This window comes from Cellulomonas sp. RIT-PI-Y (assembly GCF_025642745.1).
Classification (GTDB): Bacteria; Actinomycetota; Actinomycetes; order Actinomycetales; family Cellulomonadaceae; genus Cellulomonas.
The window spans coordinates 1-24,895 of record NZ_JANZKP010000049.1 but is presented as its reverse complement, the minus strand read 5'-3'; the positions used below and the strand labels follow the sequence as shown (position 1 = coordinate 24,895).

Annotated in this window: 25 protein-coding genes; 7 read left to right on the top strand and 18 right to left on the bottom strand. The window is 73.4% G+C overall.

Annotated features, from left to right (window positions below; genetic code table 11):
- Positions 1-62 precede the first annotated feature (62 nt).
- On the top strand, positions 63-1,559 hold the full coding sequence (locus OGL89_RS13680) for a catalase (RefSeq protein ID WP_263120711.1): 1,497 nt from the start codon (positions 63-65) through the stop codon (positions 1,557-1,559).
- 68 nt (positions 1,560-1,627) lie between these two features.
- The gene (locus OGL89_RS13675; RefSeq protein ID WP_263120710.1) at positions 1,628-1,984 is read left to right on the top strand and encodes a DUF1844 domain-containing protein; all 357 of its coding nucleotides are present in this window, start codon (positions 1,628-1,630) and stop codon (positions 1,982-1,984) included.
- A 42-nt stretch (positions 1,985-2,026) separates the two neighbouring features.
- Here OGL89_RS13675 and OGL89_RS13670 read toward each other — a convergent pair whose 3' ends face one another.
- Positions 2,027-3,256, bottom strand: a complete 1,230-nt coding sequence (locus tag OGL89_RS13670; protein ID WP_263120709.1) for an MFS transporter — start codon at positions 3,254-3,256, stop codon at positions 2,027-2,029.
- 79 nt (positions 3,257-3,335) lie between these two features.
- Between OGL89_RS13670 and OGL89_RS13665 the strand changes: the two genes are divergently transcribed.
- From OGL89_RS13665 to OGL89_RS13655, 3 genes are all read left to right on the top strand, one after another.
- Positions 3,336-3,974 (top strand): hypothetical protein, encoded by a 639-nt coding sequence (locus OGL89_RS13665; protein WP_263120708.1) that lies wholly within the window; start codon positions 3,336-3,338, stop codon positions 3,972-3,974.
- Positions 3,971-4,696: a serine protease gene (locus tag OGL89_RS13660; protein WP_263120707.1), complete on the top strand. Its 726-nt coding sequence runs from the start codon at positions 3,971-3,973 to the stop codon at positions 4,694-4,696. Before OGL89_RS13665 ends, OGL89_RS13660 begins: the two co-directional genes overlap by 4 nt.
- Before the next feature lie 75 nt (positions 4,697-4,771).
- Positions 4,772-5,413: a hypothetical protein gene (locus OGL89_RS13655; protein WP_263120706.1), complete on the top strand. Its 642-nt coding sequence runs from the start codon at positions 4,772-4,774 to the stop codon at positions 5,411-5,413.
- Positions 5,414-5,479: 66 nt separating this feature from the next.
- On the opposite strand, the gene OGL89_RS13650 is transcribed toward OGL89_RS13655, so the two are convergent.
- From OGL89_RS13650 to OGL89_RS13625, 6 genes are read right to left on the bottom strand one after another with little or no spacing between them, the layout of a single operon-like run.
- The gene (locus tag OGL89_RS13650) at positions 5,480-6,325 is read right to left on the bottom strand and encodes an SseB family protein (protein ID WP_263120705.1); all 846 of its coding nucleotides are present in this window, start codon (positions 6,323-6,325) and stop codon (positions 5,480-5,482) included.
- Positions 6,322-7,065, bottom strand: a complete 744-nt coding sequence (gene priA, locus OGL89_RS13645; RefSeq protein WP_263120704.1) for a bifunctional 1-(5-phosphoribosyl)-5-((5-phosphoribosylamino)methylideneamino)imidazole-4-carboxamide isomerase/phosphoribosylanthranilate isomerase PriA — start codon at positions 7,063-7,065, stop codon at positions 6,322-6,324. The genes OGL89_RS13650 and priA overlap by 4 nt, the downstream gene beginning before the upstream one ends.
- A gap of 31 nt (positions 7,066-7,096) precedes the next feature.
- Complete coding sequence (gene hisH, locus OGL89_RS13640) at positions 7,097-7,741, bottom strand: imidazole glycerol phosphate synthase subunit HisH (RefSeq protein WP_263120703.1); 645 nt, start codon at positions 7,739-7,741, stop codon at positions 7,097-7,099.
- A 42-nt stretch (positions 7,742-7,783) separates the two neighbouring features.
- Complete coding sequence (locus OGL89_RS13635; protein ID WP_263120702.1) at positions 7,784-8,344, bottom strand: hypothetical protein; 561 nt, start codon at positions 8,342-8,344, stop codon at positions 7,784-7,786.
- Positions 8,341-8,943: an imidazoleglycerol-phosphate dehydratase HisB gene (gene hisB, locus OGL89_RS13630; protein ID WP_263120701.1), complete on the bottom strand. Its 603-nt coding sequence runs from the start codon at positions 8,941-8,943 to the stop codon at positions 8,341-8,343. Before hisB ends, OGL89_RS13635 begins: the two co-directional genes overlap by 4 nt.
- A complete protein-coding gene (locus tag OGL89_RS13625; RefSeq protein ID WP_263120700.1) occupies positions 8,940-10,076 on the bottom strand; it encodes a histidinol-phosphate transaminase in 1,137 nt (378 codons plus the stop codon). The genes hisB and OGL89_RS13625 overlap by 4 nt, the downstream gene beginning before the upstream one ends.
- Before the next feature lie 161 nt (positions 10,077-10,237).
- On the opposite strand from OGL89_RS13625, the gene OGL89_RS13620 reads away from it, so the two are divergent.
- Complete coding sequence (locus tag OGL89_RS13620) at positions 10,238-12,406, top strand: RecQ family ATP-dependent DNA helicase (protein WP_263120699.1); 2,169 nt, start codon at positions 10,238-10,240, stop codon at positions 12,404-12,406.
- Between the two features lie 12 nt (positions 12,407-12,418).
- Here the strand turns inward: OGL89_RS13620 and hisD are convergent, their stop codons facing one another.
- A complete protein-coding gene (gene hisD / locus OGL89_RS13615; RefSeq protein ID WP_263120698.1) occupies positions 12,419-13,732 on the bottom strand; it encodes a histidinol dehydrogenase in 1,314 nt (437 codons plus the stop codon).
- 127 nt (positions 13,733-13,859) lie between these two features.
- On the opposite strand from hisD, the gene OGL89_RS13610 reads away from it, so the two are divergent.
- Positions 13,860-14,087 (top strand): RNA-binding S4 domain-containing protein, encoded by a 228-nt coding sequence (locus OGL89_RS13610; RefSeq protein ID WP_263120697.1) that lies wholly within the window; start codon positions 13,860-13,862, stop codon positions 14,085-14,087.
- 425 nt (positions 14,088-14,512) lie between these two features.
- On the opposite strand, the gene dnaE is transcribed toward OGL89_RS13610, so the two are convergent.
- The 10 genes from dnaE to OGL89_RS13560 form a co-directional block, all read right to left on the bottom strand.
- The gene (gene dnaE / locus OGL89_RS13605; protein ID WP_263120696.1) at positions 14,513-18,082 is read right to left on the bottom strand and encodes a DNA polymerase III subunit alpha; all 3,570 of its coding nucleotides are present in this window, start codon (positions 18,080-18,082) and stop codon (positions 14,513-14,515) included.
- A gap of 50 nt (positions 18,083-18,132) precedes the next feature.
- Positions 18,133-19,068, bottom strand: a complete 936-nt coding sequence (locus tag OGL89_RS13600) for an RluA family pseudouridine synthase (RefSeq protein ID WP_263120695.1) — start codon at positions 19,066-19,068, stop codon at positions 18,133-18,135.
- Positions 19,061-19,696, bottom strand: coding sequence for a signal peptidase II (gene lspA, locus OGL89_RS13595; protein WP_263120694.1), 636 nt, complete (start codon positions 19,694-19,696; stop codon positions 19,061-19,063). The genes OGL89_RS13600 and lspA overlap by 8 nt, the downstream gene beginning before the upstream one ends.
- A gap of 22 nt (positions 19,697-19,718) precedes the next feature.
- Positions 19,719-20,171 (bottom strand): TraR/DksA C4-type zinc finger protein, encoded by a 453-nt coding sequence (locus OGL89_RS13590; protein WP_263120693.1) that lies wholly within the window; start codon positions 20,169-20,171, stop codon positions 19,719-19,721.
- Between the two features lie 121 nt (positions 20,172-20,292).
- Positions 20,293-20,982, bottom strand: coding sequence for a DivIVA domain-containing protein (locus OGL89_RS13585; protein ID WP_263120692.1), 690 nt, complete (start codon positions 20,980-20,982; stop codon positions 20,293-20,295).
- A gap of 116 nt (positions 20,983-21,098) precedes the next feature.
- Positions 21,099-21,395, bottom strand: a complete 297-nt coding sequence (locus tag OGL89_RS13580) for a YggT family protein (protein ID WP_263120691.1) — start codon at positions 21,393-21,395, stop codon at positions 21,099-21,101.
- A 3-nt stretch (positions 21,396-21,398) separates the two neighbouring features.
- Complete coding sequence (locus tag OGL89_RS13575) at positions 21,399-21,887, bottom strand: cell division protein SepF (RefSeq protein ID WP_263120690.1); 489 nt, start codon at positions 21,885-21,887, stop codon at positions 21,399-21,401.
- Between the two features lie 91 nt (positions 21,888-21,978).
- Positions 21,979-22,719, bottom strand: a complete 741-nt coding sequence (locus tag OGL89_RS13570) for a polyphenol oxidase family protein (RefSeq protein ID WP_263120689.1) — start codon at positions 22,717-22,719, stop codon at positions 21,979-21,981.
- Positions 22,716-23,963 (bottom strand): cell division protein FtsZ, encoded by a 1,248-nt coding sequence (ftsZ, locus tag OGL89_RS13565; RefSeq protein WP_263120688.1) that lies wholly within the window; start codon positions 23,961-23,963, stop codon positions 22,716-22,718. The genes OGL89_RS13570 and ftsZ overlap by 4 nt, the downstream gene beginning before the upstream one ends.
- A 174-nt stretch (positions 23,964-24,137) precedes the next feature.
- A partial coding sequence (locus OGL89_RS13560; RefSeq protein ID WP_263120687.1) for a cell division protein FtsQ/DivIB occupies positions 24,138-24,895 on the bottom strand: 758 nt, incomplete at its 5' end.

Here is a 24,895-nt window from a genome sequence, read left to right as displayed (position 1 = left end):
CACTCGCCCGGCCGGTGACCGGCGTGCCCGCCAGCGGCCCGCCACGACTGGAAGGAACGCCCATGACCCAGGAGTCCTCCCCGACCACGACGAGCTTCGGCACGCCGGTCGCCTCCGACGCCCACTCCCTGACCGCCGGTCCCGACGGCGTCACCGCGCTGCACGACCACTACCTGGTCGAGAAGCTGGCCCAGTTCAACCGGGAGCGGATCCCGGAGCGGGTGGTGCACGCGAAGGGCACCGGCGCCTTCGGTGAGTTCGTCGTCACCGAGGACGTGTCCGCCTACACCCGGGCCGCGCTGTTCCAACCGGGGACCACCAGCGAGATGCTGCTGCGGTTCTCGACCGTCGCCGGCGAGCAGGGCAGCCCGGACACCTGGCGGGACGTGCACGGCTTCGCGCTGAAGTTCTACACCTCCGAGGGCAACCTCGACATCGTCGGGAACAACACCCCGGTGTTCTTCATCCGGGACGGCATGAAGTTCCCGGACTTCATCCACTCCCAGAAGCGCCTGCCCGGCTCGGGCCTGCGCGACGCGGACATGCAGTGGGACTTCTGGACCCTGTCCCCGGAGTCGGCGCACCAGGTGACCTACCTGATGGGCGACCGCGGCCTGCCGACCACCACCCGGACGCTGAACGGCTACGGCTCGCACACCTACCAGTGGATCAACGCGGCCGGTGAGCGGTTCTGGGTGAAGTACCACTTCATCTCCCGGCAGGGCGTGGAGGCGCTCACCCCCGAGCAGGCCGAGCGGATCGCCGGGGAGGACGCGGACTTCCACCGTCGCGACCTGTACGAGGCGATCGAGCGCGGCGACTTCCCGACCTGGGACGTCTACGTCCAGGTCATGCCCTACGACGAGGCGAAGACCTACCGCTTCAACCCGTTCGACCTGACCAAGGTGTGGCCGAAGGGCGACTACCCGCGGATCAAGGTCGGGCACTTCACGCTGAACCGGAACCCGCGCAACTTCTTCGCCGAGATCGAGCAGGCCGCGTTCTCCCCCGCCACCCTGGTGCCGGGCACCGCGATCTCCCCGGACAAGATGCTGATGGCCCGGGTGTTCTCCTACCCGGACGCGCACCGGTACCGGGTGGGCACCAACTACGCCCAGCTGCCGGTGAACGCCCCCCGCTGCCCGGTGCACTCGTACACCGCCGACGGCTCCCAGCGGCACGACTTCAACGACCCGGACGTGCCGGTCTACGCGCCGAACAGCTTCGGCGGACCGGTCGCCTCCGCCACCGCCGCGGGCGAGGGCTCCTGGGAATCGGACGGCGAGCTGGTCCGGGCCGCGGCCACGCTGCACGCCGAGGACGACGACTTCGGCCAGGCAGGCACCCTCTACCGCGACGTGTTCGACGACGGGGCCAAGCAGCGCTTCCACGAGACGCTGGTCGGGCAGTACCGCGGCCTGACGGTGGCCCGGGTGCAGGAGCGGTTCCTCTGGTACTGGACCCAGGTCGACGCCGGACTCGGCGCCACGCTGCGCGAGCTAATCGCCGCCGGTGACGACGGCGCCCCGGTCGACCAGCCGAGCGACACCGAGATCTGAGCGCGTCCGGCCGCCCGTCCCCACCGCGGGACGGGCGGCCGCATGCCCGGACATGTGAGGATCAGCCCATGACCGAGACCCCGGATGCCACCGCCGCCGTCCGTGACATCGCCGATGTCGCCGCCGTCGAGGTGATCACCACCGCCGCCGTGCACCTGATGAGCGCCGCCGCGGTGAAGTGCGGCCTGTCCCCCGACACCGACGGCGTCACCGGCGCCGAGCTGACGGACCTGGACGAGGCGCGCAAGCTGATCAACGCCCTGGCGGCCCTGGTGACCGCCGTCGCTCCGGACATCGGCAACCAGCACGCCCGCTCGTTGCGGGACGGGCTGCGCTCGCTCCAGCTGGCGTTCCGCGAGGCCTCGCCGTTCCCGGACGCGCTCGGCGAGGGCCCGGGCGAGAAGTTCACCGGCGCGGTCAGCTGAGTCGCCGGCCGGCGCGGTCAGCTGAGGCACCGGCCGGCACGGTCAGGCCGCTCGGGACCCGCGCCGCCGGACCACCGCCATCGCGACCAGGCCCGTCCCGGCCAGCACGATCCCGGCACCCCCGGCGAAGCCGAAACCGGCCTGGGCGCCCAGCGCGTCGATCACCGCTCCGCACGCCGGAGCGCCCACGGCACCGCCCAGCGTGTTGGCCGTGCCGCTCCAGCCCATCACCTCACCACGGCGGTGCTCCGGCACCATCCGCACCAGGGAGGCGTTGATCGACGACAGCGCCGCCGCGCAAGGCAGGCCGGAGATCACGATCGCCACACCGAGCTGGGCCGGGGTCTGCGCGACGGCAGCGGGCAGCGTGCACAGCCCGAAGAGTGCGACCAGGGTCAACGGGTGCAGCTCCAGCGGGCTCGCCCCGTAGACCAGACCGCCGACCGCGGATCCCAGGCACCACAGCGCGACCACCCAGCCCACCGACCCCGCCCGGCCCCAGTCCTCCAGTGCCGCGACGATGCTGACGTCCGTGCCGTTCAACAGCACCGCCACGGACGACGCCGAGGCCAGCACGATCACCAGCCCCGGGGTGAGCCAGCGCCGGTCGGCGACCGGTGCCCCGGCGGTGGGCACCGCAGCGGTGGCGGCGAGTGTGCTGGTCGGTCCGCCGTGCCGGGCGTCGCGCTGCACGGAGGTGGTCGGCGGATCGGCCCAGAACAGCGCCACCCCCGCGACCACGGTGCTGGCGCCGACCACGGTCAGGGCCACCGTCGTCGACAGCGAGGTCGCCAGGAACGCCGCCAGCACCGGTCCGACCATGAACGTCAGCTCCGTGCAGACCGAGTCGAAGGCGAAGGCCGTGCGCTGCTGATCGGCGGGCACCAGCACGGACAACGACTGCCGCACCACCGAGAACACCGGCACCAGGAAGGCGCCGGCCACCACCGCCGCGACGACCAGCCAGGCGTAGTCCAGCCGGGGCGCGACCACCCAGATCACCGAGGACACGATCACCGACGGGATCAGCGCGCGCCGCAGCCCGATCCGATCGACCCGGCGGCCCCGCCACGGCGCGCCGATCGCCATCCCGACCGTCATCGCCGCCGCGACCGCCCCGGCCTGCGCGTAGCCGCGGTGCAGCGACAGCACCACGTGCAGGGTCAGGGTCACCCCGGTCATCGCATGCGGGATCCGGGCGACGAAGGCGATCAGGGTGAGCGGCAGCACGCCGGGCAGCCGCAGGACGCGACCGTAGGAACCGAGGGACACGAGCGGTCATTCTCCCAGCTCCGGGACCCCGGCCGGACTCCGCCGCCCTCCGCGGGGCGGCGGCACGTAGGCTGGCCGGGTGACGTCCGCCGGAGCCGAGGACCCGTGGGGTCCGGTCTCATCCGCCCTCGGGGACACCGTCGCGCCCGCGTCGCACCCGTCGCACGAGGCGCCGAAGCCGCCCGCAAGGTCCCGCGGGCTGCGGATCGTGGCGATCGTGCTCGCGGTGCTCCTGGTCGCCGCCTGCGCCCTGGCCGCGTTCTTCTGGGTGCGCAGCGACCGCTGGGCCGCCTACGCCGCGCAGGTCGAGTCCGACGCCGGTGCGATCGGCGAGGACCTGGCACAGCTGCGCACCGAGCACGACGGCACGGTCGCCGAGCTGAGCACGGTGCAGGAGCAGCTGTCCGCCTCGCAGCAGCGGGTCACCGAGCTCGCCGCCGAGAAGGCCGCGGTCGGCGACGACCGCGAGGCCCAGCGCCAACTGGTCGACTACCAGGAACGGGTGTCGGCGGCCGCCGGGTCGGTCGCCACCTCGCTGAACGAGTGCATCAACCGTCAGCAGGAGCTCCTCGGCTACCTCGACGACGCGGCCGCCTACGACCCGGACGACCTGGTCCGGTTCCGCGACCAGGTCGATGCCCTGTGCGCCAGCGCCAAGTCGGCGAACGACTCGTTGCAGCAGGAACTCGCCCGGGGCGCGACCGGGACCGGCGGATGAGGGCACGCACCGCACTCGCCGGTCTGGCGGTCCTGCTGCTGACCGGCTGCTCCTCCTTCACCCTGCCCGGCGAGCCGCCGACCGACCTGGTGCCGTCGAGTGCACCGGTGCCGGCGCCCTCCTCCACCGGCAACCTGTCCCCGGACGGCTTCGACGCCGCCCAGCGGATGTCGGTCCGCGTGCGGAACATCGGGTGCGGGTCGGTGAGCACCGGCTCCGGGTTCGCCATCGACGAGAACACCCTGATCACCAACCGGCACGTGGTGGCCGACTCCGCCGAGCTGCAGCTGAGCACCTACGACGGCCGGGACGTCACCGTCGCCACCTCGGCCTCCGCGGCGCTGTCCGACCTCGCGCTGGTCCGCACCGCCGACGCCCTGCCGTCCGCGACCCGACTCGGCGAGGCGGACCCGGCCCCCGGCGACCCGATCACCGTGGTCGGCTACCCCGAGGGCGGCGAGCTCACCGTGACCAGCGGCCGGGTGATCGGCAGCACCCCGGACCCGCTGAACAGCAATCTGGGCGAGGTCCTGCTGACCGACGCCGCCGTCGAGCCCGGGAGCTCCGGCTCCGCGGTGCTGGACAGCGCGGGCGCCGTGGTGGGGGTGGTCTACGCCAAGAACCAGGCCGGCCAGAGCTTCGTGGTGCCGGTCAGCACGCTGCGCACGATCCTCGCGGACGAGACCGCTCTCGTCCCGACCGTGGCCTGCTCCGACGGCTGATCCCCCGGGGCGCTGGCCCCCGCGAACGGTCCGTGCCACGGTGGGACTCCGAGATCCGACCGAGGAGGCATCCCCGTGAGCCAGGACGAATCCACCACCGCCGGGCAGGACGCGAGCGACCTGTCCTCGCTCACCTCGGCGGCCAGCGACAGCTTCTCGGTGCGCCGGGTGTTCGGCGAGGCCTACGAGCAGGACGGTGCCCTGATCATCCCGGTGGCCGTGGTGTCCGGCGCGCACGGCCGGGCCGGGGCCGGTGGGCGTGGGCGGTTCGGCGACGGGCACGGCGGGCCGCGGCACGGCGACCCCGAGCCCGCCGGGGACCTGGCCGAGGCCGGGTCCGGCGACGTCGGGCCCGGCGAGGTCGGCGACCCGTCGGACCAGAGCCGGACAGGCGACGACCAGAGCCGGACGGCCGAGGACCGGCGCGCCGACGCCCGCGGTCCGCGGTGGCCCGGCGGACCGGGACGTCCGGGCCGGCACCCGCATCCGCCGTTCGGCGGTGGCCGGGCGCGTGGGACCGGCCGGGCCGGGGCGGGCGGGTTCGCCACCCACACCCGGCCGCTCGGCGTCTACGTGGTCCGCGACGGCGAGGTCTCCTGGCAGCCGGCGCTCGACCTCAACCGGGTGATCCTGGGCGGGCAGATCGTGGGCGCGCTGATCGGGACCGCGCTGGCGGTGACCCTGCCGATCGTGTCCGTGCTGCGACGCCGCCGCTGAACGGACCGCGCCGGTCCGGCCGCCGGGCCGGATCCTCGACCTCGGGTCGGTCGCTCCGGCCTCGGGTCAGCGCAGCCGCACCTGCACCGCGTCCACGCGGCGGGTGACCGTCTCACTGCCGGCCAGCGCGGCGCCGACCGCGCGCAGCAACGCGTCCACTGTGCCGCGGTCCAGGCCGGGCACCAGATGCAGCTCCACGGTCAGCTCAGCCCGCTCGCCGGGCACCACCTCGACCGCACGTACCGCGGGGGGCGCGGCCGACGGCACCGGGGTCGCCGTCCCGCGCCGCCACCAGCGCCGAGCCGTCGGCGGAGCAGGCTCGGTCACCGGGTCCGGCTCGCCCACCGCCACGACCTCGCCGATCGCCGCGCGCACCGCATCGCGCACCTCGGGCACCACGCTCCGGTCGTCGCCTCCCCCGGTGACCGCGGGCTGCCAGTCGTTCTGCTGGGCCAGGGCCCAGACCGCCGGGCGGGGCACCAGCACGGTGACCGGGCCGCCGGGGTCGAGGACCAGGAGCTCCCAGCCTTCCTCCACCGCCGACAGCGCGGCGCGGGCGATCTCGCTCGGCACCGGACGGGCGTCGGCACGCCAGGCGGTCATCGCCGCCACCGAGCTGAACACGGGCAGCGCGGTCCGGCCGTCCGGCGCCTGCAGCGCCACGATCCCCGCGGACGCCTGCCGATCGACGGTGTGCGCGTGGCCCGCGAGGTGCTCGACCTCGGTCGCCACCGGGTTCTCGCTCTCCGCCAGCACCGGCACCAGCACCCGGGTCCCGGCCAGCGCGGCGACCACCTCCGGCACCCCGGCGTCCCCGGTCGCGTGCGCGGTCAGGACAGCCCGCAGCGCGGGATCCGCCGAGCCGTCGTCGCCGGAGAACGCCGAGGTGGGCGGGAGCTCCCGGCCGGTCACGGACGGCCCGCGACGTCCAGCGCCTCGGGCAGGGTGAAGGCCCCGGCGTACAGCGCCTTGCCGACGATGGTGCCCTCGACCCCCTCGCCCACCAGTCCGCGCAGGGCACGCAGGTCGTCGAGCGAGGAGATCCCGCCGGAGGCGACCACCGGGGCGTCGGTGCGGCGGCAGACCTCGCGCAGCAGCTCGAGGTTCGGGCCGCGCAGCGTGCCGTCCTTGGTCACGTCGGTCACCACGTAGCGCGCGCACCCGGCCTCGTCGAGGCGGGCCAGCACCTCCCAGAGGTCACCGCCCTCCCGGGTCCAGCCGCGGGCGGCCAGCGTGGTGCCCCGGACGTCCAGACCGACCGCGATCGCCTCGCCGTACCGCGCGATGGCGGCGGCGGTCCACTCCGGGTCCTCCAACGCGGCGGTGCCCAGGTTCACCCGGGCCGCACCGGTGCCGAGCGCCCGCTCCAGCGACGCGTCGTCCCGGATCCCCCCGGAGAGCTCGACCCGCACCCCGCGACCGGTCAGGTCGGCGGTGACCTCGGCGAGCAGCGGGGCGTTCGACCCCCGGCCGAAGGCGGCGTCCAGGTCGACCAGGTGGATCCACTCCGCGCCGCCCGCCTCCCAGTCGAGTGCCGCGGACAGCGGGTCGCCGTAGGAGGTCTCCGAGCCGGCCTCGCCCTGGACCAGGCGCACGGCCTGTCCGTCGGCGACGTCCACGGCGGGGAGCAGCTGCAGGCGGTCGGTGGTCATGGAACTCCTCAGGGATGGCGGACGAACACGATCAGGACAGCGTGGTGACCCAGTTCCGCAGCAGCGCGGCCCCGGCGTCACCGGACTTCTCCGGGTGGAACTGGGTGGCGGACAGCGGTCCGTTCTCCACCGCGGCGACGAACCGGCCGCCGTGCTCCGCCCAGGTCACCCGGGGCGGGCTGAACCGGTCCGGGTCGGCGGTCTGCTCCAGCGGGAAGGACCGCGCGGCGTAGGAGTGCACGAAGTAGAACCGCTCGTCCTCCACCCCGGCGAACAGGCGGCTGCCCTCCGGCGGCTCGACGGTGGCCCAGCCCATGTGCGGCACCACCTCCGCCTCCAGGCGGTCGACCAGACCCGGCCACTCGCCCAGCCCGTCGGTCAGCGTCCCGTGCTCGTCGCCCTGGGCGAACATGACCTGCATCCCGACACAGATCCCCAGCACCGGACGTCCGCCGGCCAGTCGGCGGTCGACGATCTGGTCGCCGCGCACGCCACGCAGCCCGGCCATCACCGCGGCGAACGCACCGACGCCCGGCACCACCAGTCCGTCGGCCTCCGCGGCGCGATGGGGGTCGGCGGTCAGCTCGACCGCGGCACCGACCCGTTCCAGGGCGCGCACCGCGGAGCGGACGTTTCCGAATCCGTAGTCCAGGACGACGACATCAGGCTGAGGCACGCCCCCAGGCTAACCGGCGCGGGGCGTCGGCCGGACGGCGTCTCAGTCCTTGCCCCGCTTGCGGCGCCCGGCGGACAGCGCCCGCATGGCGGCCCACCGGGACATCCCGACGCTGGTCACCGATCCGGGCACCTGATCGGCCGTCCGGCTGCCGAGCAGCAGGTCCTCCAACTCCGCCGGCGCCCCGGAGAGCACCAGGCCCGCCGCAAGGTCGTCCTCGTGCTCCCCGCCGTTCCACCGGCTGGCGGCGATCCGGCCACCGCGGCGGTCGAGCAGCAGCACCGGCGCCATCGGCAGGATCCGGGACAACGCGGCGGCGGCCTCGGTGGCGTCCGCCGCCTTCGGCGCCGACCGGAGCACCGCGAGCGCCCCGACCGGCGAGGGCACGGCGTCCACGTCGATCCCGGCGAGCGAGCAGGCGGCGGCCAGCGGCTTGGCCTCGGCGACCTGGGTCACCAGGAGGGTGATGGTCGGCTCACCGGGCGCCGCCGCCTCCTCCAGTCCCGACAGGTCGTCCGGGACGTCGCCGCCCAGGTCGTCGAGACCGGAGAGGTCGTCGGGGATCTCGATCCGGGACAGGTCGTCATCGTTCCGGTCGGTCACAGCGCGCCCTTCGTGCTCGGGACGCCGTCCACCCGCGGGTCGACGGCCACGGCCGCGCGCAGGGCACGGGCCAGCGCCTTGAACTGCGCCTCGACGATGTGGTGCGGATCGCGGCCGGCCAGCACCCGCACGTGCACGGTGAAGGCGGCGTGGTGGGCGATCGACTCCAGCACGTGCCGGGTCAGCGAGCCGGTGAAGTGGCCGCCGATCAGGTGGTACTCCTGCCCCGCGGGCTCACCGGAGTGCACCAGGTACGGCCGGCCGGAGACGTCCACCACGGCCTGGGCCAGCGCCTCGTCCAGCGGGACGGTGGCGTCGCCGTACCGGGAGATGCCGCGCTTGTCGCCGAGCGCCTCACGCAGGGCCTCGCCGAGGCAGATCGCGACGTCCTCGACGGTGTGGTGCGCGTCGATGTCGGTGTCGCCGGTGGCCCGGACGGTCAGGTCGATCAGCGAGTGCTTGCCCAGCGCGGTGAGCATGTGGTCGTAGAACGGCACGGTGGTGCTGATCTCGGTCCGGCCGGTGCCGTCGAGGTCCACCTCCACCACGACGCTGGACTCGCTGGTCGTCCGCTCGATCCGTGCGGTCCGTGCGCTCACTGCCCCACCACTTCCGTCAGCGCGGCCTTGAACGCCGCGGTCTCGTCCGGGGTGCCGACCGACACCCGCAGCCACCCGTCGGGGCCGACCTCACGGATCAGCACCCCCCGGTCCAGCAGACCCTGCCAGATCGCGTGCCGGTCCGGGAACGTCCCGAACAGCACGAAGTTCGCGTCCGAGTCCGCGACCCGGTGCCCCTGCGCGCGCAGCCAGGCCACCAGGGTGTCCCGTTCGGCGCGCAACGAGCCGACCTGGGCCATCAGCTCAGCGGAGTGCCGCAGGGCCGCACGGGCGGTGGCCTGGGTCACCGCGGACAGGTGGTACGGCAGCCGGACGACCCGCAGCACGTCCACCAGCTCCCGGCTCGCGGCCAGGTAGCCGATCCGGGCGCCGGCCAGCCCGAACGCCTTCGACATGGTGCGGCTGACCGCCAGGTGCGGGTACTCGGCCAGCAGGGTCAGCGCGGAGGGCACGCCGTCGCGCCGGAACTCGCCGTAGGCCTCGTCCACCACCACCACGCATCCGCCGGGCACCTCGGCGGCCTGGTCCAGCACCGCGCGCACCGTGTCCAGGGACAGCGCGGTGCCCGTCGGGTTGTTCGGGCTGGTCAGCAGCACCACCGACGGGTGCTCGCGGGCCAGCAGGGCACGGGCCTTCGCCGGGTCGATGTCGAAGTCCTCGGTCCGCCGCCCGGCGACCCAGCGGGTGTGCGTGTCCCGGGCGTACTCCGGGTACATCGAGTAGGTCGGGGCGAAGGACACCGCGGTCCGGCCGGGTCCGCCGAATGCCTGCAGCAGGTGCAGCATGACCTCGTTGGAGCCGTTGGCCGCCCAGATCTGCTCGGCGGGCAGCCGGACGCCGGACTCCACCGCCAGGTACGCGGCCAGGTCCGCGCGCAGGTCGAGGAACTCACGGTCCGGGTAGCGGTTCAGGCCGTGCGCCGCCGCGGCCACCGACTCGGCGATCTCGCGCACCACGGCCGCGGACGGCGGGTACGGGTTCTCGTTCACGTTCAGCAGCACCGGCACGTCGAGCTGCGGGGCGCCGTAGGGCGCCTCACCGGCCAGCTCGGGACGCACCGGCAGCACCGGCACGCTGGACGCGGCGGTCACGGGGTCGGGTGAGACGGTCACGGAGCGATGGTATCCACGCACCGCGCACCGGCCTCCGCGGTGTCCACCGGCCGACGGGATCGCCCGGCTCCGGCTGTCCACAGCGGACGACGTCCCGCCGTGGTCCCCGGCCGCGCCGACGGGGCTGCCGGTGTCGGTGCGCGCACCTAGGCTCGCGGACCATGAGCACCCCATCCGACCAGCACCCCTCCGCCGGCGACGACCTGCGTGCCGAGGCGGAGACGGTGCTGCGCCGGCTGGTCGGCCGGGAGGACGCGGCCCTGCGGGACGACCAGTGGCACGCGGTCGAGGCGCTGGTGCGCGATCACCGCCGGGCGCTGGTGGTGCAGCGCACCGGGTGGGGCAAGTCCGCGGTGTACTTCGTCGCGACCGCGCTGCTGCGGGCCCGGGGCGCGGGGCCGACCGTCCTGGTGTCACCGCTGCTCGCGCTCATGCGGAACCAGGTTGCCGCGGCGGCCGGGGCGGGGGTCCGGGCCGCGACCCTGAACTCGGCCAACGTGACCGAGTGGGACGAGGTGCACGCCGCGGTCGCCGACGGCCGGATCGACGTGCTGCTGGTCAGCCCCGAGCGGCTGAACAACCCGGCGTTCCGGGACGAGGTGCTCCCCGCCCTGGCCGCCGACGCCGGACTGGTCGTGGTGGACGAGGCGCACTGCATCTCCGACTGGGGGCACGACTTCCGGCCGGACTACCGCCGGCTGCGCACCCTGCTGGCCGACCTGCCCGCCGGGATCCCGGTGCTGGCGACCACTGCCACCGCGAACGGCCGGGTCACCACAGACATCGCCGAGCAGCTCGGCACCGGCCGCGACCAGGACGTCCTGGTGCTGCGCGGCCCGCTGGACCGGTCCAGCCTCGACCTGTCCGTGGTGCCGCTGCCGGACACCGCGGCCCAGCTGGCCTGGCTGACCGCGAACCTGCCCGCCATGACCGGTTCGGGGATCGTGTACTGCCTGACCATCGCGGCCGCCGGGCAGGTGACCGAGCACCTGCGCTCCGCCGGGCTGGACGTGCGGGTCTACACCGGCCAGACCGATCCGGCCGAGCGCGAGGAGGCGGAGGCCGACCTGCTGGCCAACCGGGTCAAGGCGCTGGTCGCCACCTCCGCCCTCGGGATGGGCTTCGACAAGCCGGACCTCGGCTTCGTGGTGCACATCGGCGCCCCGTCCTCACCGATCAGCTACTACCAGCAGGTCGGTCGCGCGGGTCGTGCTGCGGAGGCGGTCGGCGGCCGGGCCAGCGCCGTCCTGCTGCCCGGGCGCGAGGACCGGGCGATCTGGGAGTGGTTCGCCGGGACCGCCTTCCCGCCCGAGGCGGACGTTCGCGCCGCGCTGGACGCGCTCGGGGACGCCGGGACGCTGTCCACCACGGCGCTGGAGCCCCGGGTCAGCCTGCGCCGCGGCCGGCTCGAGCAGATGCTCAAGGTGCTGGACGTCGACGGCGCCGTGCGCCGGGTCCGGGGCGGGTGGGAGGCCACCGGGAGGCCGTGGAGCTACGACGCCGACCGGTACGCCCGGGTGACCGCCACCCGGCGCGCCGAGCAGCAGTCGATGCTCGACTACCTGGCCACCGACGACTGCCGGATGGCCCACCTGCGCCGGGCGCTCGACGACCCGGACCTGGCCGACGGCGTCGACTGGCGCTGCGGGCGCTGCGACACCTGCACCGGACGCACCCCGGGCAGCACGCCGAATGCCGAGCAGGTCGCCGCGGCCCGCGACCAGCTGTCCGCCGCCGGCGTGTCCGTCGAACCACGCCGCCAGTGGCCCTCCGGGATGGCGACGCTCGGGGTCGAGCTGTCCGGACGGATCGCCGCCGACGAGCGCCCCGAGCCGGGCCGCGCGGTGGCCCGGATGGACTCGGTGGGGTGGGGCGGGCTGCTGCGCGACCTGTTCGCGCCGGGCGCCCCGGTGCCGGACGGCCTGCCGCCGCAGTTGCGCGGTCCGGTGCTGGCGACCGTGGACGCCTGGGACTGGCCCGCACCGCCGGAGGGCGTGGTGCTGGTCGAGTCGGTCGGCCACGCCGCACTGGTCCGGCACCTGGCGGAGGGCGTCGCACGCCACCTGGGCGTACCCGTGGTCGGCGCGATCCGGCCGGTCCCCGGCAGCGAGCCCGGCCGGCACGACGTGAACTCGGCGCACCGGCTGGCCGGGGTCGCACGCCGACTCGAGCTGGACCTGTCCCCCGCGGCGGCAGCCGGGCTGCCGGGCCGACGGGTGCTGCTGGTGGACGACCGGACGGACAGCGGCTGGACCCTCACCGTCGCGGCGCGCCTGCTGCGGCGGGCCGGGGCGTCGGAGGTGCTGCCGCTGGTGCTCGGGGTGGGATGAGGGTCCGGCCGCTCAGAACCGCGCGGTGACCGCCTCGCCGTGGGCGGGCAGGCCCTCGGCCTCGGCCAGCGCCACGATCTTGCCGGAGACCTCGCGCAGCGCGTCGGCGTCGTACTCGATCACCTGCACCGCCCGCACGAAGGAGTGCACACCCAGGCCGGAGGAGAAGTGCGCGCACCCGCCGGTGGGCAGCACGTGGTTCGACCCCGCGATGTAGTCACCGAGCGAGACCGGCGAGTACGCCCCGACGAAGATCGCTCCGGCGCTCGTCACCCGCTCGGCCAGCGCCGCGGCCCCCGCGGTCTGGATCTCCAGGTGCTCCGCACCGTAGGCGTTCACCACGTCCAGCCCGGCCTCGAGGTCGTCCACCAGCACGATCGCCGACTGCCGGCCGCCCAACGCCTGCGCCACCCGCTGGGCGTGCCGGGTGATCTGCACCCGGTCGACCAGCTTGGCCTGCACCGCCATCGCGAGCTCCACCGACGGCGTGACCAGAACGGACGCGGCCATCGGGTCGTGCTCGGCCTGGGACACCAGGTCCGCCGCCACGTGCACCGCGTCGGCGGTGCCGTCGGCCAGGATCGCGATCTCGGTGGGGCCCGCCTCGGCGTCGATCCCGACCGCCCCGCGCACCAGGCGCTTGGCCGCCGCCACGTAGACATTGCCCGGGCCGGTGATCACGTCGACCGGCTCGCACAGCACGGACCCGTCCGACTCGTCGGCGCCGTGCGCCAGCATGCCGATCGCCTGAGCCCCGCCGACCGCGTAGACCTCGTCCACCCCGAGCAGCGCACAGGTCGCCAGCACGACCGCGTCCGGCAGCCCCCCGTTGTCCCGCTGGGGAGGGGACGCCACGGCGAGCGCCCCGACCCCGGCCTCCTGCGCCGCGACCACGTTCATGATCACCGACGACGGGTAGACGGCCAGGCCGCCGGGCACGTACAGCCCGACCCGGCGCACCGGGATCCAGCGCTGTCGCACCTGCGCGCCAGGGCCCACCTGCACGGTGAAGTCGCTCGGCCGCTGGGCGGAGTGCACCGTGCGGACCCGGCGGATGGTCTCCTCCAGGGCGGCACGGACCTCGGGGTCCAGGACGCGCACCGCGTCGGCGATCGCGTCGGCCGGGACCCGCAGGTGCTCGGGCCGCACCCCGTCGAAGCGCTCGGCGAGGTCGCGCAGCGCGTCGGCGCCACGATGGCGCACGTCGGCCAGGAGGGGAGCCACCGCCTCGGTGGCGGCCTCCACGTCCACCTCGGGGCGGGGCAGCTCATCGAGGAGCTCACGACGGGTCAGGGTGCGACCGCGCAGGTCGATCCGGGAGATCACCCGACCGAGTCTAGGCGGTGGGTGCGACACCCCGACCGGGACGTCCAGGATCGGGGCGTCCGGCCGGTGGCCCGGACCCGCACCGTGTCAGGGGCGCGCGCCGGCCCGCGGCACCGGGCCTGGCAGGATGTGCGGTGTGGACACCGTGCCGATCTCCGATGACGTCATCCGCCTGGGCCAGTTCCTGAAGCTCGCCAGCCTGGCGGAGTCCGGCGCCGACGCCCGCTCCCTGATCGAGAACGGCGACGTCCGGGTCAACGGCGAGGTCGAGCAGCGCCGCGGCCGTCAGCTGCACCGCGGCGACACGGTCGAGGTCGACTCCCCCGCCGGCACGGACGGCGCCCAGGTCGGCTGACCCGCCGCACGGACGGCGATCAGGTCGGCCGACCCGGTACAGGGACGGCGCCGCGTCGATCGAGCCGACGGACGGACAACATCCCGATCGGCTGACCGGCGGACGCGGACTGCACCCGACTCCGCCCGTCAGCACGATCGGCTTGCGGGACGCTCTCGTCTCGGCCCGGGCCGAGATCGGTACCTGTGCGCCGAGATCGGTACCCGTGCCACCGATCTCACTGCGGAGGTACCGATCTCGGGGAAGGGCGTGGCGAGACGGCACCGATCCCGCGGGGTCACGGCACGCCATCGGCTCGCCCCCGGAGGTGCCGATCCCGCGCGGCACGGCGCCGAGGCGACGATCCTGCGCGGCACGGCACGGCACGACGCCACCGGGTGAGGACGGACGCACCCGCCGACCGCACCACGGGGGCGCCGCTCGGGTCAGAGCGGCGCGGCGACGCTCGGGGCCAGGCAGCTGGGGCCGAGCAGCGCCTTCAGATCGCCGTACAGCGCGGGTGAGCGCTCGACGCGCAGACCGGGGTCGAGCCGCATGACCGTCGCCCGGCCGGGCCGGGTCAGACGCAGGTGCACCTCGCTGACCCCCGGGTGGGTGGTGAGCACCTCGCGCAGCCGGTCGACCACCGGGACGGTCGCCCGGGACTCCGGCAGTGTGACGACCACGGGTGCGTCGGCGACCGCGGAGACGTCCGGCAGGGACACCTCCATCGCCTGCAGCTGCATGGTGTCGTCGCGGCGGCGCACCCGCCCGCGGACCACGATCACCGCGTCCTCGGACAGCACGGTGGAGTACGCCAGGTAGGTCTCGCCGAAGAACATGATCTCGACCGAGCCGGCCATGTCCTCCAGAGTGACCGCCGCCCACGGGTTGCCCTGCTTGGACATCTTGCGCTGCAGGGAGGTGATCAGCCCGGCGACCAGGACCGTCGACCCGTCCGGGCGGTCCTCGTCGGCCATCAGGACGGCGATCGGCACGTCCGCGGCGGCGCTGAGCACGTGCTCCAGGCCGGACAGCGGGTGGTCGGACACGTAGAGGCCGAGCATCTCGCGCTCGAAGGCCAGCCGCTGCTTCTTGTCCCAGTCCGGGACATCGGGCACCTGGACAGCGAAGCTCGGACCGTCGTCGACGCCCCCGAGGTCGGCGAACAGGTCGAACTGCCCCTCGGCCTCCTTGCGCTTCACCCCGATCACCGAGTCGACGGCCTGCTCGTGCACCAGCAGCAGGGCCCGCCGGGCGTGGCCGAGGGAGTCGAAGGCGCCGGACTTGATCAGCGACTCGATGGTCCGCTTGTTGCAGACCACCGCCGGGACCTTGTCCAGGAAGTCGGTGAAGGAGGTGAAGTCGCCCTTCTCCTGCCGGGCCCGGACGATCTCGGTCACGACGTTGGCGCCGACGTTGCGGACCGCGGTCAGGCCGAAGCGGATGTCCGCGCCGACGGCGGTGAACAGGGCGTCGGAGGAGTTCACGTCCGGCGGGAGCACCGTGATGCCCATCCGGCGGCACTCGTTCAGGTACAGCGCCGACTTGTCCTTGTCGTCGCGGACGCTGGTGAGCAGACCGGCCATGTACTCGGTCGGGTAGTTCGCCTTGAGGTAGGCGGTCCAGTAGGAGACCACGCCGTAGCCCGCGGAGTGCGCCTTGTTGAAGGCGTACCCGGCGAAGGGCACCAGGGTGTCCCAGACCGCCTGGATCGCGCCCTTCGAGTAGCCGCGCTCCTTCATGCCGGCCTCGAAGGGGACGAACTCCTTGTCCAGGATCTCCTTCTTCTTCTTGCCCATCGCGCGGCGGAGCAGGTCCGCCTGACCGAGCGAGTAGCCGGCCAGCACCTGAGCGGCCTTCTGCACCTGCTCCTGGTACACGATGAGGCCGTAGGTGCCGTCCAGCACCTCCGCCAGCGGCTCGGCCAGCTCGGGGTGGATCGGGGTGATCTCCTGCAGGCCGGTCTTGCGCAACGCGTAGTTCGTGTGCGAGTTCATGCCCATCGGGCCGGGGCGGTACAGGGCGATGACCGCGGAGATGTCCTCGAAGTTGTCCGGGCGCATCTGGCGCAGCAGCGCACGCATCGGGCCGCCGTCGAGCTGGAACACGCCGAGGGTGTCACCACGGCCCAGCAGGTCGTAGGTGGCCTTGTCGTCCAGCTCGATCTCGTCCAGCTCGATCGCCGGCTTGTCGTTCATGACGATGTTGCGCAGCGCGTCGTCGAGGATCGTCAGGTTCCGCAGCCCGAGGAAGTCCATCTTGATCAGGCCGAGGCCCTCGGACGTCGGGTAGTCGAACTGGGTGATGATCGCGCCGTCCTGCGGGCGCTTCATGATCGGGATGATGTCCAGCAGCGGCTCGCTGGACATGATCACGCCGGCGGCGTGCACGCCCCACTGACGCTTCAGGTTCTCCAGGCCGCGGGCGGTCTCCAGCACCCGCTGGGCCTCCGGGTCGGCCTGCACCACCTGGCGGAACTCCTCCGCCTCCGGGTAGCGCGGGTCGTCCGGGTTGTAGATGCCGCCCAGGGTGATGTCCTTGCCCATCACGGCCGGGGGCATCGCCTTGGTCAGCTTCTCCCCCATCGCGAACGGCAGGCCGAGCACCCGCGAGGAGTCCTTGAGCGCCTGCTTGGCCTTGATGGTGCCGTAGGTGACGATCTGGGCGACCCGGTCGTCGCCGTACTTCTCGGTGACGTACCGGATGACCTCGCCGCGCCGGCGCTCGTCGAAGTCCACGTCGACATCCGGCCAGGAGACGCGCTCCGGGTTGAGGAAGCGCTCGAAGATCAGGCCGTGCCGCAGGGGGTCGAGCTCGGTGATGCCCATCGCGTAGGAGGCCATCGACCCGGCCGCCGACCCACGGCCCGGTCCGACCCGGATGCCCTGGTTCTTGGCCCACTCGATGAAGTCGGCGACCACGAGGAAGTAGCCGGAGAAGCCGAGCTGCACGATGACGCCGGTCTCGTAGTCGGCCTGGCGCCGCACGTCGTCCGGGATGCCGTCGCGGTACCGGTTGTGCAGACCGCGCTCGACCTCCTTGATGAACCAGGAGTTCTCGTCCTCGCCGTCCGGCACCGGGAACCGCGGCATGAAGTTCGCGCCGGTCGGGAACTCGACCTCGCAGCGCTCGGCGATCAGCAGGGTGTTGTCGCAGGCCTCGGGCAGCTCGGACCAGGTGCGGCGCATCTCCTCGGCGGTCTTGACGTAGTAGCCGTCGCCGCTGAACGCGAACCGGGAGCCGCCGTTGTCGTAGGTCGGCTCGTCCAGGGTGGAGCCGGACTGCACGGCCAGCAGCACCTCGTGCGCGTGGGCGTCGTCCTTCTTCGTGTAGTGCAGGTCGTTGGTGGCGACCAGCGGGGCGCCGATCTGCTCGGAGATGTTCAGCAGGCCCTTGATGGTCCGGCGCTCGATGTCGAGGCCGTGGTCCATCAGCTCGATGAAGAAGTTCTCCTTGCCGAAGATGTCCTGCAGCTCGCCGGCGGCCCGCAGCGCCTCGGCCTCGTGCCCGAGGCGCAGTCGGGTCTGGATCTCGCTGGACGGACAGCCGGAGGTCGCGATCAGGCCCTCGGAGTACCGGGAGATCAGCTCGCGGTCCATCCGCGGCCACTTGCCCATCTGCCCCTCGATCGAGGCCAGCGAGCCGAGCCGGAACAGGTTGTGCATGCCCTGGGTCGTCCGGGACAGCAGCGTCATGTGGGTGTATGCGCCGCGCGCGGAGACGTCGTCGGAGGCCTGGTGCGCCTCGCCCCAGCGCACCCGGGTCTGGTCCAGGCGGCTGGTGCCCGGCGTGACGTAGGCCTCGACGCCGATGATCGGCTTGATCCCGCGCTTGCGGGCCTGGGCGTAGAAGTCGTACGCGCCGAACAGATACCCGTGGTCGGTGATCGCCATCGCGTCCTGCCCGACCCGCTGCGCCTCGTCCAGCAGCTCACCGATCCGGGCGGCGCCGTCGAGCATCGAGTACTCGGTGTGGACGTGAAGATGAACGAATCCGTCGCCAGCCGATGCCATGCCGACCATCCTAGGTGCCCGCGCCGACACCCCCGGGCACGCCCGGCGGTTCAGCGGTAGGAGTCGCGGAGCGTCTCCAGCGCGGCGGCCAGGTCGGCCGGGTACTCGCTGGTCAGCTCCAGGTACTGGCCGGTGGCGGGGTGGTCGAAGCCGAGCCGCATGGCGTGCAGCCACTGCCGGGACAGCCCGACCTTCTCCGCCAGCGTGGGGTCGGCACCGTAGGTCAGGTCGCCGACCAGCGGGTGCCGGAGCGCGGAGAAGTGCACCCGGATCTGGTGGGTGCGCCCGGTCTCCAGGTGCACCTCGCACAGCGACGCGGCGGGCAGCATCTCGAGCACCTCGTAGTGGGTGACCGAGGGCTTGCCGTCGGCCACCACCGCGAACTTCCAGTCGTTGCCGGGATGCCGGCCGATCGGGGCGTCGATGGTGCCGGTGGTCGGCTCCGGATGTCCCTGGGCCAGCGCGTGGTAGATCTTGTCCACGGTGCGCTCCTTGAACGCCCGCTTGAGCACGGTGTACGCGTGCTCGGACTTGGCGACCACCATCAGGCCGGAGGTGCCGACGTCCAGCCGGTGCACCACGCCCTGGCGCTCGGCCGATCCGCTGGTGGCGATCCGGTAGCCGCGCGCGGCCAGCACACCCACGACGGTCGGCCCGGTCCAGCCCGGCGACGGGTGCGCGGCGACACCGACCGGCTTGTCGACGACCACGATGTCGGCGTCGTCGTGCACCACCCGGAGCTCGGGCACGTCCTCGGCGACGATCACGGGCCCGGTCGGCTCCGGGTCGGGCAGCTCGACCTCGAGCCAGCCGTCCGGGGTCAGCCGAGCGGACTTGCCGACCTCGACCCCGTCCACCCGGACGTGCCCGGCCTCGGCGAGCTCGGCGGCCCGGGTGCGGGACAGCCCCAGCATCCGGGACAGCGCGGCGTCGATCCGCTCTCCGGCCAGCGCGTCGGGGACCGGGAAGCTGCGGACCTCAGCCATCGGCGCGGTCGCGGGGGGACTCGACGGCCGGGGTGTCCACCGGCCCCTCGGCGACCGGCTGCTCAGCGACAGGCTCGGGCTCGGCCACGTGCTGCGCCGCCGCGTCCTCGCGGCTCCCGTCCAGCCGCACGCCACGGAACGACAGGATCATCAGCAGACCGGCGGCCACCACGATCGCGATGTCCGCGACGTTGCCCACGAACAGGTTCCCGTAGGCGATGAAGTCGATCACGTGCCCGCGCCCGAAGCCCGGCTCACGCACCAGCCGGTCGATCAGGTTGCCGACCGCACCGCCGAGCAGCAGGCCGAGCGCGATCGCCCAGCCGGTGCTGCCCAGCCGCCGCGAGACCCGGACGATCACCACGATCACCACCAGGGCGATCAGGGTCAGCAGCCAGGTGGTGCCCGTGGCCAGGCCGAGCGCCGCACCGGGGTTGAACAGCAGCTGGATGCCGAGGGCGTCCCCGAGCACAGGGTGCCGGACGCCCTCCTCCAGACCGGACAGCGCCCAGGCCTTGGTGAGCTGGTCGAGGACCAGGACGCCGACCGCCAGGGCGATCAGCCAGACCAGACGGGCCCGACGAGCGGGGACGGCCGAGGTGGGCGCGGGGGGCGGGTTCGTCGACATCGGGCAGGAGTCTACGCAGCGCTCAGCGTCGCTCCTCGCGCTGCTTGCAGGACACGCAGAGCACCGCCCGGGGGAAGGCCTGCACCCGGGCCTTGCCGATCGCCTCGTGACAGGAGTCGCACCGCCCGAACGTGCCGGCCGAGATCCGCTCCAGGGCGCGGGTGGTCTGCTGCAACATGTCCCGGGTGTTGTTGACCAGGGTCAGCTCGTGCTCCCGCTCCAGCGCGGAGGAGCCGCTGTCCGCCTGGTCGTCGCCCGCGCCGTCACCGGAGTTGCGCAGCAGCTCGTTGAGCTCCTGGTCGGCACTGGCCAGCTCGGCGGTGAGGCGGTCCAGCTCGGCGAGCAGCTCGTCGGCGATCGCCTGCACCTCCTCCGGCGTCCACGGGTCCTCGCCGGCCCGGACCGGGAACCGCTCCGCGGCGTCGGTCAGGTCGGGGATCGTGGGGCGTGCGTCAAGCGATTCGTTCAGGGCCACGGGGCGCCGTCCTGTTCTCTCGGGTGAGTCCGCGAAGCGTATGTGCCGGACCCACAACGCACAACACACCACGCCCGGCCAGCGGGCGTGGTGTGTCGTGAGGTGACGAGGAGTCTGTCGATCAGATGTTGGTCGACGGGGTCGCGCCCTGGCCACCGCGGGGCGGCAGCGCGGAGGCGCGGTTGTCCAGGTCGCCGAGCAGGTTCTCCAGGTAGCTCTTCAGACGGGTGCGGTAGTCGCGCTCGAACACCCGCAGCTCGTCGATCTTGCGGTCGAGCATCGATCGCTCCTCCTCGAGCTGGGCGAGGGTCCGGGCCGAGGTCTCCTCCGCCTCGCGGACGATCCGCGACGCCTGGGTCTTGGCCTCGGTGACCAGACGGTCACCCTCCTCCTGGCCGGAGCGCACGTAGTCGTCGTGCAGCTTCTGGGCCAGCGCCAGCATGCCGGTGGCGGACTCCGGCTCGCTCTGCCGCTGCGGCTGGACCGGAGCGGTGGCCTGCACGACCGGCGCGGGGGTGGTCGGCACGGCCGGCGCGGCGGCGACGGGCGCCGGCTCCGGCTTCTCCGCCTCGGGCTCCGGCTTGGGAGCGGCGGCGGGCGCGGACTGGGCGCCCGCACGGCTGAGCTCGGCGATGCGACGCTCGGCGGCGGCCAGCTTGCCCTTGAGGTCGTCGTTCTCGGCCTGGGTCTCCCGCAGGGTGTTGACGACCTCGTCCAGGAAGTCGTCGACCTCGTCCTGGTCGTAGCCCTCTCGGAACTTGGTCGCCTGGAACTTCTTGTTCAGGACGTCGTCTGCAGTCAGCAGTGCCATCGTCGTCACCTTCTGTCGAACTGGGTCGTGCCGGTGGTAGTCCGCCGACCACCTCGGCTCACCGTATCGGACAATCACGTATCTGCACGTCCCGAGGGACGTGTTGTGCTCAGGTCTTACACGCTGGAGGCCAGAACCCCGAGCATGGAGAGCAGGAACCAGCAGCCGAGCACCAGCACCATGAACCCGAGATCGAGCCGGATCGAGCCCAACGTCAGCGGCGGGATGATCCGTCGGAGCCAGCGCAGCGGCGGGTCGGTGACGGTGTACACCGCCTCCGCGACCACCAGTGCCGCACCCCGGGGGCGCCAGTCACGGGCGAGGACCTGGACCCAGTCCAGGACCAGCCGCGCGAACAGCACCAGGATGAACAGCAGGACAGCGACCTGGAGCACCCCGAGGATGATGCGCACGCGTCAGCTCTGGTTGAAGAAGCTGCCGCGCGAGGTCTCGCCCGGCCGCTCCACGCCACCGGCGATCTCGACGCTGGCGGGCGACAGCAGGAAGACCTTGTTGGTCACCCGCTCGATCGCGCCGTGCAGCCCGAAGATCAGCCCCGCGGCGAAGTCGACCAGGCGCTTGGCGTCCGAGTCGTCCATGTCGGAGAGGTTCATGATCACCGGGGTCCCCGCGCGGAAGGCCTCACCGATCTTGCGCGCGTCGTTGTACGAGCGCGGGTGGATGGTGCTGATCCGGCGGATGTCGCCCTCATGGGCCGGGGCCGCGTGAGTTTCGGTCATCGGGCGCGAGGGGGCCGACTGCGGGCGCAGCGGGGTCACCTCGGCCTCGAAGTCGTCCACCATCGTCGCCTCCGGCTCGTCGTACTCGTCGACATACTGCTCGTGCTCGCCACGGTCGTCGGCAAGCCCGAGGTACAGCATGGTCTTGCGCAGCGCTCCGGCCATCGCGGTCACTCCATCCTGCGGAATCTGACATGTCCTGCACGGTCACGCTAGCAACCTGTCAAGCAGGCGACCCGGTGCGACACGCCGAGGATCAGACCAGTGCGACGACCCCTGCCGAGCGTCCGGTCGCGGTTCCGGCCCGCTGCGCACGGCGGTGGGAGAAGAACCGGTCGTCGACCGCGGTGTCCAGCTCGGTGTCGAGCACGTGGCGCAGGCCCGCGTCGGCGAGGATCGCCCGCACCCCGGCGGGCAGGTCCAGGCCGGGGGTGCCGTCGACGGTGGTGCAGGCGGTGGCGGGCAGGACGGCCGCGGCCTCGTCGCGCAGGGCCGCGGGCACCTCGTAGTGCGGGCCCCGGATGCAGGGACCGATGGCGGCGCGCATCCGGGCCGGGTCGCCCCCGTGGACGGCCAGCGTGCGCAGCGCGGCCTGGACCACGCCGGAGAGCAGACCCCGCCGTCCGGCGTGCACCGCGGCGGCGAGCCCGGCCTCCGGGTCCGCGATCAGCACCGGCACGCAGTCGGCGACCAGGACGGCGGCGCCCAGACCGGGACGGACCACCGCGAGGGCGTCGCACTCCCCCGCGTCCGGCCCGCCGTCGACCAGCCGGACCGCGGTGCCGTGCACCTGGCGGCCCCAGCCGAGCGGGACGCCGGCCCAGTCCTGGACGCGGCGCCGGTTGGCGGCGACCCGGGCGGGGTCGTCGTCGACCGCGCCGCCCAGGTTCAGCGACTCCCACGGCGCGGGGCTGACCCCACCGGCGCGGGTGGTGAAGCAGGCGCGGACACCGGGGCCGAGATCGACCCCGATGACCGCGCCGTCGAGCACGCTCACTTCAGGAAGTCGGGCACGTCCAGGTCGTCGTCCCGGCGGCGCTGGACCTCCTCCTCGTAGATCCGCGGCGGGACCTCGAGCTGGGCGGTCCGCTCGGTGGCCTGCTCCGGGGTCAGGAACGCGGGCACGCCCTCGCCCTCGGCGTCCGGGTCGACCGGCTGCGGGTGGACGGCGGCGTGGGCACCGGTGGTCGGCGGCACCGCGGGGGCCGGCGGAGCGGGCGGGATGCTCGCGGGCTGCCCCGGGGTGGCGGACCGGCCGACCTGGCCGAGCGCACGGTCGTCGCGCTTCACCGGCGCGCCGCCGTCGAAGCCCGCGGCGATCACGGTGACCCGTACCTCGTCGCCCAGGGCGTCGTCGATCACGGCACCGAAGATGATGTTCGCCTCGGGGTGCGCGGCCTCCTGCACCAGACGGGCGGCCTCGTTGATCTCGAACAGGCCGAGGTCGGAGCCACCCTGGATCGACAGCAGCACCCCGTGGGCGCCGTCGATGCTGGCCTCCAGCAGCGGGGAGCTGATCGCCAGCTCGGAGGCCTGGACCGCGCGGTCCTCGCCACGGGCCGACCCGATCCCCATCAGCGCGGAGCCCGCACCCTGCATCACCGACTTCACGTCGGCGAAGTCCAGGTTGATCAGGCCGGGGGTGGTGATCAGGTCGGTGATGCCCGAGACACCGGAGAGCAGCACCTGGTCCGCGGAGCGGAAGGCGTCCAGCACGGACACCGACCGGTCGGCGATCGACAGCAGCCGGTCGTTCGGGATCACGATCAGGGTGTCGACCTCGGCGCGCAGCGCCTCGATGCCCGCGTCGGCCTGCACCGAGCGCCGGCGGCCCTCGAACTGGAACGGACGGGTGACCACACCGATGGTCAGCGCGCCCAGGGAGCGGGCGATCCGCGCGACGACCGGCGCGCCGCCGGTGCCGGTGCCGCCGCCCTCGCCCGCGGTGACGAAGACCATGTCGGCGCCGCGCAGGACGTCCTCGATCTCCTCGGCGTGGTCCTCGGCGGCCTTCTTGCCCACCTCGGGGTCGGCGCCGGCGCCGAGACCGCGGGTCAGCTCCCGGCCGACGTCGAGCTTGACGTCGGCGTCCGACATCAGGAGTGCCTGCGCGTCGGTGTTCACCGCGATGAACTCGACGCCCTTGAGTCCGACCTCGATCATGCGGTTGACGGCATTGACGCCACCGCCGCCGATGCCGACGACCTTGATGACCGCCAGGTAGTTCTGCGGAGCTGCCACGGTGGGTGCCTCTCGTCTTCGTCTCGCGTGTCGGGCGAACCTTCACCCTCAACTAGAGGGTTACAGTTATGTCATTTCTGTCCGGGTGCGACGGTAGGTGCCGCCCCGGCCGTGTTCAATCTGCCACGCCGCGCGTGTCGGATCGGGCGGTGTGATTCCCGCCGGACCCCGTCGTCACCCGACCACCGGCATGGTGGGGGCGGACACGTCGTACCGGGACGCACCCGCCGTCTCCGGCGCCGCACGCAGGGCGGAGAGCACCGCGGCCTTGAGCGCCGAGTCCTGGTCGCTCCCCCACTCCACGGCTGCACCGTCGCGCAGGGTGAAGTTCACCGAGTCCTGCGTGGTCGCCGACACCTGACCGACCTGCGCGAGCAGATCGGCGGGCAGTTGCTCCAGCACGCCGAGCACCGCGGTCAGCACCCGTTCCTCCCCGACCGGGACGTCGACCACCGGCAGGCCCTCCGGCGCCTCGTCGGCACGTCCGACCTGGACGCCCTCCTCGTCGACGAGCGCGAACCCGGCACCGGTCGGCGTGCCCTCCGCGGACTGCACCACGTCGGAGTCCTCCGGCACCGCGGCCACCGGCTCACGGGCGACCAGGGCGACGCTCAGTCCGTGCGGCCATTCCCGGGTCACGGTGGCGTCCCGGACCCCGGGCACCTCCAGCAGCTCGGAGCGCAGCGCGGAGGTGTCCAGCCGCGGCAGCGGGGCACCGTCCCGGGCGTCGACCACCGCCTGCACCTGGTCCACCGCCACCACGCTGTCCGCGCCGGTGATCCGGACCTGGGCGGCGTGCAGGGCGAGCACCGGGGAGAAGAACAGCAGCCAGACGACCGCGCCGACGGCCAGCAGCGCACCGAGCGCGATCAGCACCCGGCGCTGGGTCAGGCGGCGATGGGCGCGGGCCCTCTCGGCGAACCGGGCAGCCG

Coding starts and splice junctions, on each gene's coding strand:
- OGL89_RS13680 (WP_263120711.1), top strand. CDS start 63: ATGACCCAGGAGTCCTCCCCGACCACGACGAGCTTCGGCACGCCGGTC.
- OGL89_RS13675 (WP_263120710.1), top strand. CDS start 1,628: ATGACCGAGACCCCGGATGCCACCGCCGCCGTCCGTGACATCGCCGAT.
- OGL89_RS13660 (WP_263120707.1), top strand. CDS start 3,971: ATGAGGGCACGCACCGCACTCGCCGGTCTGGCGGTCCTGCTGCTGACC.
- priA (WP_263120704.1), bottom strand. CDS start 7,065: ATGACCACCGACCGCCTGCAGCTGCTCCCCGCCGTGGACGTCGCCGAC.
- OGL89_RS13620 (WP_263120699.1), top strand. CDS start 10,238: ATGAGCACCCCATCCGACCAGCACCCCTCCGCCGGCGACGACCTGCGT.
- OGL89_RS13610 (WP_263120697.1), top strand. CDS start 13,860: ATGTGCGGTGTGGACACCGTGCCGATCTCCGATGACGTCATCCGCCTG.
- dnaE (WP_263120696.1), bottom strand. CDS start 18,082: ATGGCATCGGCTGGCGACGGATTCGTTCATCTTCACGTCCACACCGAG.
- OGL89_RS13600 (WP_263120695.1), bottom strand. CDS start 19,068: ATGGCTGAGGTCCGCAGCTTCCCGGTCCCCGACGCGCTGGCCGGAGAG.
- lspA (WP_263120694.1), bottom strand. CDS start 19,696: ATGTCGACGAACCCGCCCCCCGCGCCCACCTCGGCCGTCCCCGCTCGT.
- OGL89_RS13585 (WP_263120692.1), bottom strand. CDS start 20,982: ATGGCACTGCTGACTGCAGACGACGTCCTGAACAAGAAGTTCCAGGCG.
- OGL89_RS13575 (WP_263120690.1), bottom strand. CDS start 21,887: ATGGCCGGAGCGCTGCGCAAGACCATGCTGTACCTCGGGCTTGCCGAC.